Origin of the sequence: Cohnella sp. 56 (assembly GCF_037963805.1) — a bacterium.
Lineage (GTDB): Bacteria > Bacillota > Bacilli > Paenibacillales > Paenibacillaceae > Cohnella.
Genome location: NZ_JAZDQE010000018.1, coordinates 23063 through 40694 on the forward strand (window position 1 = coordinate 23063; position 17632 = coordinate 40694).

A 17632-nucleotide genomic window follows, 5' to 3' on the forward strand; every position below is an offset into this window, starting at 1 on the left:
TTTGTCAAGCCGTTTGTCAATTGATGCGCTGCGGGCAATGCTCTATGATGTGGGCATTGGCGAGGCATATCGATGGGAAACGGGGCGAATAGGACGATGAAGGAACGGTTGTTGAACGGCGAGCAGTGGTCGGTCAAAGGGTATTGGCCCTGGGTGCCGCTGAAGGTGAGCAGCATGGAGATCGGGCAGGAGCTGCTGGGCGTGACGGATTGGCTGCCGGCGACGGTGCCGGGGGGCGTACACGCGGACCTGCTGCGGGCGGGGCTGATCGAGGACCCGTGGTTCGGCCTGAACAGCTGGAAGTGCGAGTGGGTCGAGAACAGGTGGTGGGTGTACCGCGCCGCCTTCGCGAGTCCGCAGACGGGAAGCGGCCGCACGGAGCTGGTGTTCAAGGGGCTGGACTATGAGGCGCAGGTGTATGTGGACGGCAAGCTGCTCGGAGAGCATGTGGGCATGTACCACGAGGCCGTCTTCGACATTACCGAGGCGGTCCGGACGCAGGAGCGGGTGGAAGTGACCGTCATGTTCAAGCATGCGCCGGACGAGATGGCGCAGATCGGACGCACCTCTCAGACGTATACGCAAAAAAGCAGGTTCAACTATAAATGGGACTTTTCCACGCGGCTCGTCAATATCGGCATCTGGGACGATGTGCTGCTGCGCATGCATGAGGCCTGGTCGCTGGAGGACGTGTCCGTGACGACGGACGCCGATGCGGAGGCCGGCACAGGCGTGATTGCCGTCTCGGCGTCGGCCCTCGCGGCAGGGGTGGCGACGGGGGGAGCGTCAGGCAATGCGGGCGGCGGGTCCGAAGGAGAGCGAGTACCGGGAAGAGAAAGGAACGCGGGAGACGAGCGGATGCCGTCGGCCGGTTCGCGAGCGCTCGTGCTGCGCGTCGATGTGACCGACCCGTCGGGGAATGCCGTCGCGATGGCCGAGACGCCGCTCGGGGCGGACGGCGGGGGTGGCGGGGGCCGCGGCTCGCTGCGCATCCCCATCGAGCAGGCGAAGCTGTGGCAGCCCAACGGCTACGGTGCGCAGCCGCTCTATACGGTGCGGCTGACGCTGCTGGCGGGCGGCGCCGTTATGGATGAGCGCGTCGTACGGACGGGCGTACGGTCTCTATCGTATGCGCTGAACGAAGACAGTCCGGCGGAGGCGCTGCCTTATACGTTTGTCGTGAACGGCAAGCGCATCTACATCCGGGGCGTCAACATGACGCCGCTCGATCATCTGTACGGCAATGTGACGCCGGAGCAGTACGAGTACTATGTGCTGATGATGAAGCGTGCGGGCGTGAACATGGTGCGCATATGGGGCGGCGGCATCATCGAAAAGGAACGGTTCTACGACCTGTGCGACCGGCACGGAATACTCGTGTGGCAGGAGTTCATTCAGTCGAGCTCGGGCATCGACAACGAGCCGTCGAAGCGGCCGGAGTTCCTGGAGCTGATCGCGCAGACTGCCGTCAGCGCCCTCAAGGCCAAGCGCAATCATGTGTCGCTGACCGTCTGGAGCGGCGGCAACGAGCTGATGAGCGAGCCGAACGTCCCGTCGACGTACGCGGACGAGAATCTGGCCATGCTGCAGGCGCTCGTGGCGGCGCACGATCCGCAGCGGCTGTTCCTGCCGACGTCGGCGTCGGGGCCGGTGCAGTACATTACGCCCGAGCAGGGCGTCAGCCATGATGTGCACGGGCATTGGAAGTATCAGGGCAATCCGGGGCATTATGAGCTGTATTCGGATGTGGACAATCTGTTCCACAGCGAATTCGGCGTAGACGGAGTGAGTGCCGTCAAAAGTCTGCGCAAGTTTCTGCCCGCGGCGGAGCTTCGTCCCGTCTCGATGGCGGACAGCCTCGTCTGGCGGCATCACGGCGAGTGGTGGGATACGTACGATCGGGACCTCGAACTGTTCGGCGAGGGCGGCCTGGACGATATCGGGACGTTCAGCCGCGCCAGCCAGTGGATTCAGGCGGAGGGGCTGCGCTATGTGCTGGAGGCGAACCGGCGCCGGGCGTTCAGGAACAGCGGCAGCATCATCTGGCAGCTCAACGAGCCGTACCCCAACGCGTCGAGCACGAGCCTCGTCGATTATTACGGCGAGAGCAAGATGGCGTACTATTGGACACGCCGGGCGTTCAGCCCCGCGTTCGCGTCGGCCGAGTACAGGCGGCTGAACTTCCGGACGGGGGAGTCGTTCGAGGCCAGACTGTTCGCGGGCGCGCACGAAGCCGCGGAGGGATTGACGCTGCGCAGCCGGCTGTTCGCGGCGGACGGCAGCCTGCTGCACGAGCAGTCGGACGCCGTGAGCGTGGACGGCGACCATGCGGCGCATGCGGGAGACGTTAGCGTGCTCGTGACGGAGGCGTTCGGGGAGCTGTTCCTGCTGCGCCTCGAGCTGTGCGGGGCGGACGGCGCGGTGCTGCATGCGAACGATTACTTCTTCTCGACGCGGGAGCGGGATATATACGCGCCGGCACTGGCGATGGGCGCCGGAGTAGGCTTGACCATGGCGGCGCTCGGCGATTGGAAGCCGGCGGACATGGGGACGGAGACGGACGTGAGGGATCGGAAGCCGACGGACATGGACGCGGGGGAGCGGTGGCTGGAGGCGGTGACTCGCAGCTACAGGCTGGCGAACGAGAGCGGGGAGATCGCCATGCACGTGCACGCCGAGGAGACGACGAACGGCTGGTGGCTGGAAGCGGACGATCTGTACTTCACGCTGCTCCCGGGCGAGAGCCGGGAGGTTGCGGTCACCTGCTGGCGCAAGAGGGCGGGCGGCTTTCTGGCGGAGGATCGGGCGGCCGGGGAGATGCTGCCGGAGCTGGCGTTCCGCGGGTTTTGAGGCGGGGCGGCGGCGGGCCGCCATGTGGGGAAGCTAGAGCCGCCGATCGAATGGTTAAAATATCTATGAGAATATCAAAAAAGACAAACCAACCTGACAGATAGTTGTCAGGTTGGTGGTTTTATACTTAACCTCGTATTGAATCATAATCTAAGGGTGATTCGTGTGGGTGTAATTGAAAATTCGAAGGTAGCCGCTGTAATTGCACAGTATCCGGCAAACATCCAGAAGAAGATTTTTATACTGCGTCAGCTTATTTTGGATACTGCATCAGAGACAGACGGGGTTGATGAGGTAGAAGAGACGTTAAAATGGGGGGAAGCCAGCTACGTCACAAAAACGGGCAGCACCATCAGATTAGGGTGGAAAAAGTCGAGCCCAGGTCAGTATGCCCTGTACTTCAACTGCAAAACAAAGCTCGTGGAGACCTTCAGGGAGATTTATCGGGATAAATTCATATTTGAGGGAAATCGGGCTATTGTGTTCAACGAGCAGGACGTCCTGCTGGTGAACGAATTAAAGCAATGCATTGCTCTATCTCTCACTTACCATGCCCGGAAGCATTACCCCTCGTTAGGTTTATAGTTCGGTACACCATAAAGTAACGCACGAGCGGCTCACTCGCGTACTGACCGATATGCGCGGGGCGATAAACCCGTTATTTTTTTGAACACATCCAGAAAATAGCCGCGGTCCTGATAGCCGACCGTCTCTGCGATCTCCTGCACGGTCAGTCGCGTCCGGCGGAGCAGCTCGCAGCTGCGCTGGATGCGCAGCCGTTGCACGTAGCGGTTGAACGTCAGGCCGGTCGTCTGCGCGAACAACCGGTGAAAGTGGCGCTCGCTGAGCCCCGCTGCCTGCGCTGCCTGCGCCGCCGTGATCGGCGATGCGAGGGAGTCGCGGAGCCGCGCCAGCGTCTCCGCCAGGCCGCCCTCCTGCGCCGGGCGCGGGTCGTCTGCGTCGTCGGCCAGCCTGCGCTCCAGCTCTGTGAGCAGCACGATGAACAGCGCGTAGATGCGAGTGTCGAAGCCCGCCTGCCGGCGCACGAACTCCGGATAGGCGGCCGCAAAGAAGGCTTCGAAGGCGCCCGTCCGATCCTGCATTTTCCGCCAGCCTTCGGCGCCCGGAGCCAGGTTGACGCTCGGAAGCGTGCGCTCCAGCAGCGCCAATCCGGGGAAGCCGCCCAGCGCCTGCGACATACGGTCGGCGTCGAATATGAAGTTGTAGACGACCAGCGGCCTGCCCCCATCAGCCGATCTTGGTCGGAACACATGAGAGGTGCCCAGGGGCAGGGTGAACAGATCCCCTCTGCGAACCTGCAGCCGCTCGTCTCCGATGAACTGGTAGCCTTCCCCCTCGCCGACGTAGCAGATCTCCGTGAACTCGTGGGCATGATAGCCCACCGCGTACGATTCGGCTACGCGATTGATGAAGAACGGCAGCTCTTCGTCGAAAAAGAGATGCGACGGCGTAACCTCGACTCTTTGCTTAATCATCTACGTGCGGCCTCCCATTCGTGTGCTGATCGCCATCGGCCGCTCCACGAGGGCTCCCGTGCATCACGTGATGCACGGGAGCCCTTGCGGTACCGCCGCACAACGCGGGCCGACCAGCCGCGCTGACAGCGAGTTATGCGGTGCTGTCGCACAACGCTGGCCGAATCGCCGCGCCGACAGCGCGTTGTGCGGTGCTGTCGCACAACGCGGGCTAATTCGCCGTGCCGACAGCGCGTTGTGCGGTACTGTCGCACAACGCGTGCCGATTCGCTGCGCCGATAGCGCGTTGTGCGGTACCGCCGCACAACGCGGGCTGATTCGCTGCGACGATAGCGAGTTATGCGGTACCGCCGCACAACGCGGGCCGAATCGCCGCGCCGACAGCGCGTTGTGCGGTGCTGTCGCACAACGCGGGCTAATTCGCCGCGCCGACAGCGCGTTATGCGGTACTGTCGCATAACTTCCGCGAGTCCGATCGCCTCTCGTCGAGCAGGCGATGGCGCCCCGGCGCCGCCGCGAATCCGATCGCCTCTCGTCGAGCAGGCGATGGCGCCCCGGCGCCGGCGCGAGTCCGATCGCCTCTCGTCGAGCAGGCGATGGCGCCCCCGTCCCTGCCGCGAGTCCGATCGCCTCTCGTCGTGCAGGCGATGACGCCCCCAGCGCCGGCGCGAGTCCGATCGCCTCTCGTCGTGCAGGCGATGGCACCCCCGGCGCCGGCGCGAGTCCGATCGCCTCTCGTCGTGCAGGCGATGGCACCTCCGTCCCCGGCGCGAGTCCGATCGCCTCTCGTCGTGCAGGCGATGGCGCCCCCGTCCCCGCCGCGAGTCCGATCGCCTCTCGTCGAGCAGGCGATGGCGCCCCGGCGCCGCCGCGAGTCCGATCGCCTCTCGTCGTGCAGGCGATGGCACCCCCGTCCCCGCCGCGAGTTCGATCGCCTCTCGTCGTGCAGGCGATGGCGCCCCCGGCGCCGGCGCGAGTCCGATCGCCTCTCGTCGTGCAGGCGATGGCGCCCCCGGCGCCGCCGCGAGTCCGATCGCCTCTCGTCGTGCAGGCGATGGCGCCCCCGGCGCCGGCGCGAGTCCGATCGCCTCTCGTCGAGCAGGCGATGGCGCCCCGGCGCCGGCGCGAGTCCGATCGCCTCTCGCCATGCAGGCGACACCGCCGCAAACGCCCGGCACTCCCCCGCCCACCAGCGCCCGCCCCCTCGCCCTTGCATCTCCTCTTGGCAGAATACACCCTCTTGTTGGCAGTATCAACCCTTTTCTTGACGCGTACCTTCGCTACAATGGGAGGTATGGACACATTTGGCCGAAGGCCGGAGGATGGGGGCAGTGCAATGGCAGGCAGGAACTGGAGCGCTTCATGGATCTGGGGAGGAGAGGAGGAGAGTCCGCGCAACGAGTGGCGGTGCTTTCGCGGGAGCTTCGATGCTCCGGCGGCAGTCGGGGAGCCAGTCATGCTGCATATTACGGCGGACTCGCGATACGTGCTGTTTGTGAACGGCCGGCAGGTTGGGCGGGGACCGGTGCGCTCCTGGCCGAAGGAGCAGTTTTACGATTCGTACGATATCGGCCACCTGCTGCGACCGGGCGCTCGTAATACGATCGCGGCGCTGGTGCTGCACTTCGGCGTATCGAACTTTTATTACTTGCGCGGCCGCGGGGGATTGATCGCGGAAATCGAAGCCGGGGACCGCATACTGGCCGCGACGAACGGCGATTGGCGGACGGAGCGGTTGGGCGGGCATCGCCGCAACTCCCCGCGGATGGCCTGCCAGCAGGCGTTCGCGGAGGTCATTGACGCGAGAGAGCTGGCGGAGGACTGGGCCGAGGAGACGTTCGACGACGGCGCGTGGGACCGAGCTGCGGCGCTCGGTCCCGCCGGCATGGCGCCCTGGACGTCGCTCGTGCCGCGGGATATCCCTTTTCTGACGGAGGAAAAGCTGTATCCCGCCTCGATTCTGTCGCTCAGCCGGGTGAAGGCGCCGGTCTATGCGGCCGCGTTGGACCTGCGGAACCAGATGGTGCCGGACAGCGCGAATCACGCCAATCCGATCGGCTACTGCGGTTATCTGGCGACGATCGTCTCGGCCGAACGGAGCGGGGCTGTCAGCCTGGGCTTCCCCGTAGGCATCCGCGGGAAGGGCGTATGGGTGAACGGCGTCCTGCAGAACGAATGGACCGGCGTCCAGCCGGAACGCTACTATCGGCTGCATCTGGAGGCGGGGGAGCATCTGGTGCTCGTCGACATCACCGGCTCCGACCATGGAGGAAGCTATCATGTGGCCGTGGATGGGGACATGCCGTTCGCGCTGCGCTCCCCGGCGGGCGGCGAGGACGTGCCGTTCGCGACGATCGGTCCGTTCGACGATGTGCAGTATATCGATCATCGGCCCGGCCGAAGCTTGGCTGCCGACCATCCCGACTACATCGCGCTGCCCGCGGCGGCTTCGACGCCCGCCGCGCTCGAAGCGTACGGCGCCTGGATCAGGCCGTTCGATGCAGCGCTGTGCAGTGACCAGGATGTGTTCGGCGCGCATGTCTGGCGGACGATGGCCGAGCGCAGGGCGGTGCCGGCCCAGTTGCAGAACGCGATCCTGCCTGTGCCCGAGCCGGGCGTGCTGCCCGTATTCGCGGACGGCGACTGCGAGCTGGTCATCGACCTGGGCAGGGAGCGCTCGGGATATATCGGCTTCGAGCTGGAGGCGCCGGCGGGCACGATCGTCGATGCCTACGGCGTGGAGTACATGCGGGAAGGCTACACGCAGCACACCTACGGACTGGACAATACGTTCCGCTACATCTGCAGGGACGGCCGGCAATCGTACCTGTCGCCTGTCCGGCGCGGTTTCCGCTACCTGTATCTGACCGTGCGGGGCAACCGCGAGGCGGTCAAGCTGCATGAGATATTCATGCATCAGAGCACCTATCCGGTGACGGAGATCGGGAGGTTCCGCTGCTCGGACGCGCTGCTGAACGAGGCCTGGGAGATCAGCCGCCATACGACCCGGCTGTGCATGGAAGATACGTTCGTCGATTGTCCGTCCTACGAGCAAGTATTCTGGGTAGGCGACAGCCGCAACGAAGCGCTGGTGAACTACTATGTGTTCGGCGCGACCGACATCGTGGAGCGCTGTCTGAACCTGGTGCCGGGGTCGGCTGACGAGACGCCGCTCTACCTCGATCAAGTGCCGAGCGCCTGGAGCAGCGTCATCCCGAACTGGACCTTCTTTTGGATCATCGCCTGCCGGGAGTATGCCGCCCATACGGGAGACGCCGCCTTCGCGGCCCGCATCTGGCCAGCGGTCAAGCATACGCTGACGCATTATGTCCAGCATATCGACCGCGACGGCCTGCTGAACATCGCGGGCTGGAACCTGCTCGACTGGGCGCCGATCGATCAGCCGAACGCCGGTATCGTCACGCATCAGAATCTGTTCCTCGTCAAGGCCCTGCGGGAATCGCGTGCGCTGGCGCGTGCGGCGGGAGCGGAGACAGAGGCCGATGCGTTCGCACAGAGCGCGGATCTTCTCGCGGACGCCATCAATGCGCAGCTATGGGACGAGGAGCGGCGGGCATACGTCGACTGCATCCATGCGGACGGGCGCCGCTCCGACATTTACAGCATGCAGACGCAGGTCGTCGCTTATCTGTGCGATGTCGCGCGGGGAGATCGGCTGACCGCGATCGAGGCGTACCTGAGCGCTCCGCCGCCCGTATTCGTGCAGATTGGCAGCCCATTCATGTCGTTCTTCTATTACGAGGCGCTCGAACGGGCGGGCCGGCAAGGACAGCTGTTGGACGATATCCGGCACAATTACGGTCAAATGCTGAGATACGGCGCGACGACCTGCTGGGAGATGTATCCGAACTTCAAGGAGAATCGCAGCAACCCCGACATGCTCACCCGCAGCCACTGCCATGCCTGGTCGGCTGCGCCGGGCTACTTCCTGGGCGCGAGCATCCTAGGCGTGAAGCGCGGCGCCGACGGCTGGCGGACGGTCGAGGTGGCGCCGCAGCCGTGCGATCTGACCTGGGCGGAGGGCGTCGTGCCGCTGCCGCAGGGCGGGCACATCGCGGTGAGCTGGGAAGTCGAGGCCGATCGCAAGCTGAAGCTGCGGATCGAATCGCCGGAGGACGTGCAGGTGAGCGTGACGCTGCCGGAGGGGATGACGGGCGAGGTCATCCGAGTCGCCTATTCGTCCTGACGTTGTCGGCAATCTTCTGTAGTACCCGCATTACGAAACGTTCTCGAAGACGGCGGCTTCAGCCCTTGCGGCGGTGAAGCCGCCGTCTTGCGTTTATCGGGAAGTGCGGATGCGCAGCGTTTTCTCGGAATATGCGACGCTTCTTTGGACGAACTGGTTTAAACGCCTCCCGCTTGGCCGACACTGCTTAACACTCTGCACGAAGTCATCATCCGGGGAGAGACCCGCATTGCCATTGTTCGGAAGAAGAAATACGCATCGCCATTCCAAAAACCGTCCACCGTCCGCTTCATCTCAGCCGTCGGGAGCGGGAGATCACGCTCAGCCGCTGAGCGGCAGGCTGGACGAGCTGATTGCTGGCGTGGAGCGGACGCTAGGTATCGATACGACGCTGATGATCCGCCGTTTCCGCATATTCGGCGTTTTTCCGGCCGCCATGTTTTATTTTCCCAACATGCTGGATCAGACGGCGCTGAACGAGACGATCCTGAAGCCCGCCATGAGCGCGCCGCCCGGTGCGGATACCGCCGAGTGGAGTCCGCGGCTGCTGCTGGACAGGCTCGCCGCCGAAGCGCTGTGGCATAGCGAATGCGCGGAAGCGGCCGACTTCAAAGTGCTGATCGATGCGATGCTGCGCGGAGATACGGTCCTCGCCGCCGACGGATCGAAGACGGCGCTCGTCATCGGCACACGCCAGATCGACAAGCGTGGCATCGACCAGCCCGGCACGGAGCAGGTCATTCGCGGTCCGCGGGAGGGCTTCGTCGAGCCGCTCGGCCCGAACCTCGCACTGATCCGCTACCGCCTGCAGGCACCTGAGCTGCGCATGCGGGAGATGACGATCGGGCGGAGAACCCGGTCCAAGGTCGTCATCTGCTACATGGAAGACCTGACCAACCCGGACCTGCTGGCCGAGGTGGACAGGCGCCTCGGCGCGATCGACATCGATGCCGTCCTGGATTCAGGCTACCTGGAGCAGTTCATCGAGGACAACCAGTGGTCGCCCTTCCCGCAGGTCCAGTATACGGAGCGGCCCGACAAGGTGGTAGCCAACCTGCTCGAGGGCAGAATCGCGATTCTCGTCGACGGCTCTCCGATGGCGCTGATCGTACCGACCGTGTTCAATCAGTTCTATCAAGCGGTCGAGGACTACACCGAGCGATTCCTGCAGATGAGCGCGATCCGCATGGCACGGCTGGTCGCACTCGTCTTTTCGCTCGTCTTTCCGTCCATCTATGTGTCGATCATCTCGTTTAATCCGGAGCTGATCCCGACCGAGTTCGCGGTGGCGGTCGCAGGGGGGAGGGCCGGCGTGCCGTGGCCGGCCGTCATCGAGGTGCTGATCATCGAGATCTCCATGGAAGTGCTGCGGGAGGCCACCATCCGGCTGCCGCAGCAGGTCGGCGGCGCCCTGTCGATCGTCGGCGTGCTCGTTATCGGACAGGCCGCTGTCGCCGCAGGCTTCGCAAGCCCCATATCCGTCGTCATCATCGCGCTGACGACGATCGGCTCGTTCGCGACGCCTGCCTACAACGCCGCGCTGGCGCTCCGGCTGCTGCGGTTCCCCCTGATCATCCTGGCCGGCATCTTCGGGCTGTACGGCGTGATGATCGGGCTGATCCTCATCGCGAACCACCTGCTCTCGCTGAAGTCGTTCGGCGTGCCGTACCTGAGCCCGCTCGTGCCCGTTAATGCGGAAGGCATGAAGGATCTGCTCATCCGCGGCCCGCTCTGGTGGATGAAGCGCAGGCCCAGCTTCCTTCGGCCTCAGGAGGACACGCGTATCAGTCCGGAGATGAAGGAGCCGCCGGAGGACAAGAACAGTCTGGGGCAGCCGCGGGGCGGCGGCAGCTAGCGGGAAGCGGTCATCTGATGCGAGAGGTAGGTTGTATATGAGCAAGCAAAGACCGGTCACCGTCCTGCAGGCGACGGCGGTGCTCGTCAGTACCATTATCGGCGTCGGCGTGCTGCCGCTGCCGCTCTTCGCGGTTCAGGCGGCGAACGCCGGGGGGCCGCTCGTCACGCTGCTGGCCGTCCTCTTTGCCTGCGTCGGCGTGCTTCTGATCGCCCTGCTCGGCATGCGCTTCCCGAAGCAGTCGATCGTGCAGTACGGGGAATCGTTGATCGGCGCATGGCCGGCGCGCGTCGGGAGCTTGCTGGTGATTGCCTTCTTTGCTCTGCTGACCTCGCTGACCGCCCGCGAGTTCGGAGAGGTCGTCGTCACGTCCGTCCTCAAGAACACGCCGGTCGAGGTGACGGTGATCGTGATGCTGCTGCTGTCCGCGCTGTCGACGCGCAACAGCGTCACGACTTTCGTTTATATCCACTTCTTTTATTCCCCGCTGCTCATCGTGCCGGTGCTCATCATCATCGCCCTGTCGCTCAAAAACGCGGATATGTTGAACCTGGAGCCGATCTGGGGCAATGAGCCGCCCAGAATGCTGAACGGGATCGTCACGATTGCGGCGCTGCTTCAGGGCTCGTTCGTGCTGACGCTCGTCATCCCGGCGATGAAGCGGCCGGCCAAGGCCTGGATCGCCGGCATCTGGGGAATTATGATCGCGGGCGGTCTCTACGTGATCATCGTGATCGCCGTCGTCGGCGTGTTCGGCGCGCAGGAGACGAAGCTGCTGCTGTGGCCCACACTGGAGCTGGCCAAGGCGACCTCGCTGCCGGCCAATGTGCTGGAGCGTCTGGACGCCGCTTTTCTCGCCGTCTGGGTGACGGCGGTGTTCACGACGCTGTTCTCCAGCTATTACTTGACGACCCAGGCGATGACGCAGATACTGCGGCTGCGCGACGAGCGAATATTCAGCTTTTTTCTGCTTCCCATCATTTATGTGATGGCGATGATCCCCGAGAATATCGTCAAGATGTACGAAGCCGTCGTGAAGATGGGCAGCGTCGGCCTGTTCGTCACCATGGGCTATCCGGGCTTGCTGCTGTTGATATCCTTGATTCGCCGGAAGAAAGGAGAGCCCGCCGATGCTGGGGATGTTCGGTCGTAGCATGCGGCGTGCCGCATTGATTGCGGCCTCCGCGTTGTGCATGCCGTTAATGACAGGCTGCTGGGATCGCGTCGAGATCGAGGACCGCGCGATCGTACTGGGCGTCTCGATCGACAAAGCGCCGGCGCAGACCGCCTCCCAGGAAGACGATGTCAGCCACAAGTCGGACAGCAAGATGCCGCCGAATACGGACATGATCCGGATGGCCGCGCAGATCGCGCTTCCCGGACGGATCCCGCTTGGTCCTGGTGAGAGCGGCGGATCGGGCTCCGGCGATCCGCAGCAGACGGTATGGGTGATCGACGTCGTCGGCCACTCGGTCGAGGACGCCTTTACGAATATGCAGCAGCAGCTGTCGAGCAGGATATTTCTGGGCCATCTGCGCGTGATCGTGGTCTCGGAGGAGATGGCGAGGCTCGGCCTCGAGAACGTGAACGATTATTTCCACCGGGATTCGGAAGTGCGCCGGATGGCATGGTTGATGGTGTCCAAGGGGCCGGCCATCGAGCTGTTGAAGGCGGGCCCCAAGCTGGAGCGCATCCCTGCGCTGTATCTGATGACGACGCTGGACGAGAGCATCCGCACGGGCAAGTTTCCCCAGGATTATATCGGGATCTATTGGGCCCGCAAGGCCAAGCTGGGACAAGAGGGCTTCCTGCCCTATGTGGAGATGAAGAAGGAGCAGAACATCGAGATCAAGGGACTGGCGCTGTTCCGCAACGCGCAGATGGTGGGAGAGACGGATCCGCTCGATATCGGCTCGTTTATGGCGCTCAGAGGCGTCAACCCCGGGGGATATACGACATACGTCCAGGCTGCGGGCAACTTCTTCATGGTCAACGTCACGCACAGGGAGTCGAAGGTCAAGGTGTCGATTCGCGATGGCCGGCCGTACTTTTCCTTCGATCTCGGCCTGGAATTCAATCTGAGGGAAAAGCTGAACGACAGCGCAAGCCTCGAGAATATGAATGTCATCAAGGAGATCGAAGCGACGCTGAAAAAAAATGCGGAGCAACTGACACTGGAGATGCTGAAAAAAACGCAAGCGCTCGGATCCGACATACTCGGACTTGGGGAGTACGTGCGAGCTCGCGAGCCGCGCTACTGGAATACGCACGTGAAGACGAAGGATCGCTGGCAGCTGGCGTACAAAGATATCGGATACGAGATTCATATCGACACCCGCATTCGCAGGATCGGCATGAAAGCCAAATAGCGGGCCCCGGAGGTGGATACAGAAATGCCGAATTACGGCAATGCGATTAATTACTTCGCCTTCTCGATACCGGTCTGGCTGATCGCGGGCACCTTGGTGCTGCTGGTCGATGCCCGCCGCTGCCGGAAGGCGGGCTATCGCAAGGAACGGTTCATCGCCATGCTGATCGGGTGGCTGGACATCGCGCTCGGCATCGGCTTTCTGGTCCGCGAATGGCTGCTCTGACGCCGGGCCGGGCTTCGCGCTGCGAATCGGCGGCGTCGATGACCGTCATCGGTTTTTTTCATCACGAAGGGATGCCCGGTTCGCTACAATCAAGATTATATTCTTGATGGCAAAGGAGCGAATCAAATGGCGAAGCAGATAACGGTGCGCGATGCGGAAATGCGGTTGCGCGGATGGATCCGGGAGCTGCCGCCGCTGCTGGCGGACAGGTCCGAGGAAGAGCTGAGGGCGCGACAGGGGCCGGGCAAGTGGTCGCAGCTCGAGATTGCGGGTCATCTGTGCGATTCGGCGCTGCACAATCTGATGCGGTTCGTGCGTATCCAGTTCGAGCCGAGGCCGACGGCATTAATGCCGTATGCGCAGGACGATTGGGTGAGAGGGCAGAATTACCAGGCGGCCTCCTACGATCATGTGTTGACGCTCTGGCTGTCGCTCAATACGCGGATCGCCGACATATGGGCGGGACTCCCGGAGGGCGCCGGGGAATGGCTGTTTGTGCGACCGGACGGCGGTACGGTGACGCTCGATCTATGGACAGAGGATTATGTAAGTCATTTGGAGCACCATCTTCGGGCACTCGACATCGCTTAACCAAATGTTTAAATTGGAGCGTTTTTACTATCCACATTTATGCAGCTATCCGTTATGATAGTAGCCTAGTCTATTGCAGAATTGTGGTGCAGCTTGCTTGAACAGACTTCGCGGATTTTTGACCTCCTATCATCCTATCGTTTTCTCATTGCTGTTCGGCCATATGATCGCCCGCATCGCGACCTCCATGAGCATGCCGTTCCTGGCGCTGTACCTTGCCGCGCATACCGATATGGGTCCGGGCGGGATCGGCTTCATCGTAGGCGCGGGCGCGCTGGCTGCGACCTTCGGCGGTTTCCTGGGCGGGGCGCTGTCCGACAAGTACAGCAGACGTCTGGTCATGTTCACCTCGTTGTTCGCCTGGTGCGGCGTATTCATAGGCTTCGCGTTGACCGACAATCCGCTAGTCCTGCTGCTGCTCAGCCTGATGAACGGTCTGTGCCGCTCGTGGTTCGAGCCTGTGTCCCAGGTGCTGATGGCCGATCTTACGGAGCCGGAGCGCCGGATGAAGGTGTTCTCCATGCGCTATCTGATGGCCAACGTCGGCGTGGCGATCGGGCCCGTACTCGGTGTCTGGCTGGGGCTCGGCAACGGAGGGCTCGCCTTCATCATTACGGGTTCGATCTATTTTGTCTATGCGGTTACCCTCTATGCGATGATGATCGGCTTCGGGATCAAGGATATCGAGGGCGGCAAGCAAGCGAGAAAGGCGACGATCGCGGATGCGGGCCGGGTCGTCCTGGGGGATCGCGCGCTCCAGATGTTCCTGCTCGGGGGCATCGTCGTCGGCATCGGCTACAGCCAGCTGTTCGGCAACATGGCTCCCCATCTGGACCGGGTGTTCGGACACGGGGACCGGATGTTCGGCTATCTGCTCACGATTAATGCGATCACGGTCATCGCGCTGCAGCTCCCGCTCGGCTGGCTGGCGAACAAGCGGCCGCCGCTGCTGGCGATCCATATCGGCAATCTGTTCTTCGCGCTGGGGCTCGCGGGCATCGGCTATGCGGATACGTTCGCGCTGCAGATCGTCGCCATGATCCTGTTCACCGTAGGGGAGATTCTGAACTACCCGGCCGCCACGATGCTGCTGGACAAGCTCGCGCCCGAGCAGCTGAGAGGCGCCTACTATGGCGCGCAGACGTTCACCAATCTGGGCCAGTTCATCGGCCCCTGGGCCGGTGGATGGCTGCTCGGCCAGTACGGCGGAGAGACGATGTTCGCGGTCATGGCGGTGATCGTCCTGTCGGCCTCGTTCATCTATTGGGCAGGGAGCAAGGGCAGGCAGCCCATGTCCACAGCGGACAAGGGCAGGGCGATGTAGTTCGGAAAAGGCCAAGGCCGCGCCGCCGCCGCAGCTCCGCTCCAGACGCAAATTTTGCGCCTGCACACCCGCGCCGCCGCCGCAGCTCCGCTCCAGACGCAACGCTTGCTCTCCGGATCATCCTCCCATCCTTGAGGTCCGCCAGAGCGAAGCTGCTGGCCGTTGTTCCTGCGCCGCAGGCAGGCTGGAGACGCGGTCGCCGATACGGCGCGCAGCCCGGCAATATTCTCCTTTTTTGCGATCGGATGTTCTGGTTGTCCGCACACCGTGGTATAATCGGTGTTATGAATAAGCACAAGAGCGACGAACGATTTTTCGAACGCAAGCGCCGGGAAGCCGGCGTTCAACTGAATGAAGTGCAGCAGCAGGCGGTCCTTCATACCGAGGGGCCGCTTCTTCTGCTGGCGTCGCCCGGATCGGGCAAGACGACGACGCTGATGATGCGGACAGGGTACCTGATCGCGGAGAAGGGTGTGAATCCGGCGCGCATCAAGGCCGTCACCTTCAGCCGGGCATCGGCGCGGGATATGTCGGAGCGGTTCGCGGCCCTGTTCCCGGAGCTGTCCGACACGCGCGTCGGCTTTTCCACCATCCACAGCTTCGCCTTCGAGGTCGTGCGCGCCTACTACCGGGCCCGCGGCGAGACCTATCAGCTGATCGAGGGCGAGATCGAGCAGGAGGCCGAGGACGAGCTGCGGGAAGCGGACCTGCCGATCCTGCACAAGAAGCCGATCCTCCGGCAGCTCTACCGGACGATGACGGGCGGCGGCAGCTTAACCGAGGATCAGATGGACGATCTGACGACATATATTAGCTACGTTAAAAATAAAATGCTGCCCGAGGACCGCTGGAACGAGGCCAAGTGCGAGCTGAAGGATGCCGACAAGCTGCTGCGTGCCTACGAGCAGTACAAGCTGCGGGGGACGGACCGGCTGCTGCTGGACTTCGACGATATGCTGACGGTATGCCATCGCGCGCTGACGGAGGACCCGCGGCTGCTGCGGCGGTATCAGCACAGATACGACTACCTCATGACGGACGAGAGCCAGGACACCTCGCTCGTCCAGTTCGGCATCGTCGGCCTGCTGGCCGCCTCGCACGGCAACCTGTGCGTCGTCGCGGACGACGACCAGAGCATCTACGGCTGGCGCGGCGCCGAGCCGCAGTACCTGCTGGACTTCAAGCGCCACTATCCGTCAGCCCGGCTGCTGAAGATGGAGCGCAACTACCGCTCGGCGCCCGAGATCGTGGACGCGGCGGCCCGCTTCATCCGGCGCAACAAAAATCGTTACGACAAAGCCATGTTTACGAAAAATCCGACCGGGGGACGGATCGCCCTGCGTATGCTGGCTGATTACAAGGCGCAGGCGAAGTATGTGACGACGGCGCTTGAAGGCACCCCGCCGGACGTGACGTCCGCCGTGCTGTACCGCAACCATACGTCCGCGCTCGTCCTCGTCAACGCGCTCGATCGCGCAGGCATCCCGTTCAACCTGAAGGACGGGGACAAGCGCTTCTTTTCCCACTGGGTCACCCAGGACGTGCTGAACTTCATGCGGATGGCCTTCACGGACCGGCGGCCCGAGCTGCTCGAGCGGATCTATCCGAAGCTAGCCGGATACATCACGCGGGAGCAGATGAACGCGCTGCTGCGCATCGGAGGGGGACAGGTGTCCGTATTCGATACGCTGATCGAGCAGGTGCCGCTCAAGGAGTATCAGGTCAAGCAGCTGCGCGAGAACAAGGATACGTTCGGCCGGATGCAGGCGATGAACGCGCGGCAGGCGATCCGCACGATCCGCTATAATCTCGGATACGAGCGGGCGATCGAGCGGCTGTGCGAGCGGTTCGGCTTCCGGCAGGAGATGCTGCTCGGCGTGCTGAACACGCTCGAGGACATCGCCGACGGACTGGAGACGATGACCGACTTCGCAGAGCGGCTGAAGTATCTGGAGACGCTGCTTCGCAGCGCGCGGTCACGCAGCCGGGAGCCGGGGGCCGTCACGCTGTCGACTTTTCACAGCGCCAAGGGGCTCGAGTTCGACCGCGTCTACATGATCGATCTCGCGGACGGCGTCATCCCGTCGAACGACGACATCCGCAAGTACGACAAGGGCGATGCCGCAGACATGGAGGAGGCCGTGCGTCTGTTCTATGTGGGCATGACGCGGGCGAGGCGCCATCTGGAGCTGATCTGCTATCAAAAGAAGGACGGCGCGGCGGTGAAGGAGTCGCGGTTCATGACGGCGGTCCGCAGCTTCGGCGGCGCGGGCGAGCATGGGGGCGCGGGTGCCGCCGCTGTCACTGCGGACAGGGTGCCGCGCACTGCCGGAGCGGGAGCTGCGGGGCAGCCCCGCGCGGCAGCTATGGCGAGGTCGGGCGGTTCGGCGATAGGAGCGCCGGCGATCCCGGACGCCTGGCAGGGCGAGCTCCCCGCCTACTTGAAGGCGGGTGCGCGGGTGTCGCACCGGACGTTCGGACCGGGCGTCGTGCTGTCGGCGGACATGGAGGCGATCCGCGTGTCGTTCGCCGAGGGGGACAAGAAGCTGCTCACGCAGGTGTGCCTGGAGATGGGGCTGCTCAAGCCGGTCAAAAAGCGGACGACATGACGGCGGGGATGACCTGCTGTCACAAAAGTCACGGGGAATATGTGACATCCGCGGCGAGAAGCGTGACTGAAACGACCCGGACCGTTCGGATATGATGGGAGGAGAG

The 17632-nt window shown here is 63.4% G+C and carries 11 protein-coding genes; 10 read left to right on the plus strand and 1 reads right to left on the minus strand.

Annotated features, from left to right (window positions below; all coding sequences use genetic code 11):
* Positions 1 to 96: 96 nt before the first annotated feature.
* Both VQ071_RS24455 and VQ071_RS24460 read left to right on the plus strand, forming a co-directional pair.
* A complete protein-coding gene (locus VQ071_RS24455) occupies positions 97 to 2850 on the plus strand; it encodes a glycoside hydrolase family 2 protein (protein ID WP_340516875.1) in 2754 nt (917 codons plus the stop codon).
* A 165-nt stretch (positions 2851 to 3015) separates the two neighbouring features.
* Positions 3016 to 3435: a DUF1801 domain-containing protein gene (locus VQ071_RS24460; protein ID WP_340516876.1), complete on the plus strand. Its 420-nt coding sequence runs from the start codon at positions 3016 to 3018 to the stop codon at positions 3433 to 3435.
* Positions 3436 to 3467: 32 nt separating this feature from the next.
* Here VQ071_RS24460 and VQ071_RS24465 read toward each other — a convergent pair whose 3' ends face one another.
* Entirely contained in the window at positions 3468 to 4346 is an 879-nt protein-coding gene (locus VQ071_RS24465) for an AraC family transcriptional regulator (protein WP_340516877.1), read from the minus strand.
* A 1336-nt stretch (positions 4347 to 5682) separates the two neighbouring features.
* Between VQ071_RS24465 and VQ071_RS24470 the strand changes: the two genes are divergently transcribed.
* From VQ071_RS24470 to VQ071_RS24505, 8 genes are all read left to right on the plus strand, one after another.
* Positions 5683 to 8553, plus strand: a complete 2871-nt coding sequence (locus tag VQ071_RS24470) for a family 78 glycoside hydrolase catalytic domain (protein ID WP_340516878.1) — start codon at positions 5683 to 5685, stop codon at positions 8551 to 8553.
* 235 nt (positions 8554 to 8788) lie between these two features.
* Complete coding sequence (locus VQ071_RS24475) at positions 8789 to 10408, plus strand: spore germination protein (protein ID WP_445293334.1); 1620 nt, start codon at positions 8789 to 8791, stop codon at positions 10406 to 10408.
* 37 nt (positions 10409 to 10445) lie between these two features.
* Complete coding sequence (locus tag VQ071_RS24480) at positions 10446 to 11561, plus strand: GerAB/ArcD/ProY family transporter (RefSeq protein WP_340516879.1); 1116 nt, start codon at positions 10446 to 10448, stop codon at positions 11559 to 11561.
* On the plus strand, positions 11539 to 12777 hold the full coding sequence (locus VQ071_RS24485; RefSeq protein ID WP_340516880.1) for a Ger(x)C family spore germination protein: 1239 nt from the start codon (positions 11539 to 11541) through the stop codon (positions 12775 to 12777). The genes VQ071_RS24480 and VQ071_RS24485 overlap by 23 nt, the downstream gene beginning before the upstream one ends.
* A 24-nt stretch (positions 12778 to 12801) precedes the next feature.
* A complete protein-coding gene (locus VQ071_RS24490) occupies positions 12802 to 13002 on the plus strand; it encodes a CLC_0170 family protein (protein ID WP_340516881.1) in 201 nt (66 codons plus the stop codon).
* 126 nt (positions 13003 to 13128) lie between these two features.
* Positions 13129 to 13593, plus strand: a complete 465-nt coding sequence (locus VQ071_RS24495) for a DinB family protein (RefSeq protein WP_340516882.1) — start codon at positions 13129 to 13131, stop codon at positions 13591 to 13593.
* A 97-nt stretch (positions 13594 to 13690) separates the two neighbouring features.
* Positions 13691 to 14917, plus strand: a complete 1227-nt coding sequence (locus VQ071_RS24500) for an MDR family MFS transporter (RefSeq protein ID WP_340516883.1) — start codon at positions 13691 to 13693, stop codon at positions 14915 to 14917.
* Positions 14918 to 15201: 284 nt separating this feature from the next.
* The gene (locus tag VQ071_RS24505; protein WP_340516884.1) at positions 15202 to 17526 is read left to right on the plus strand and encodes an ATP-dependent helicase; all 2325 of its coding nucleotides are present in this window, start codon (positions 15202 to 15204) and stop codon (positions 17524 to 17526) included.
* Positions 17527 to 17632 lie beyond the last annotated feature (106 nt).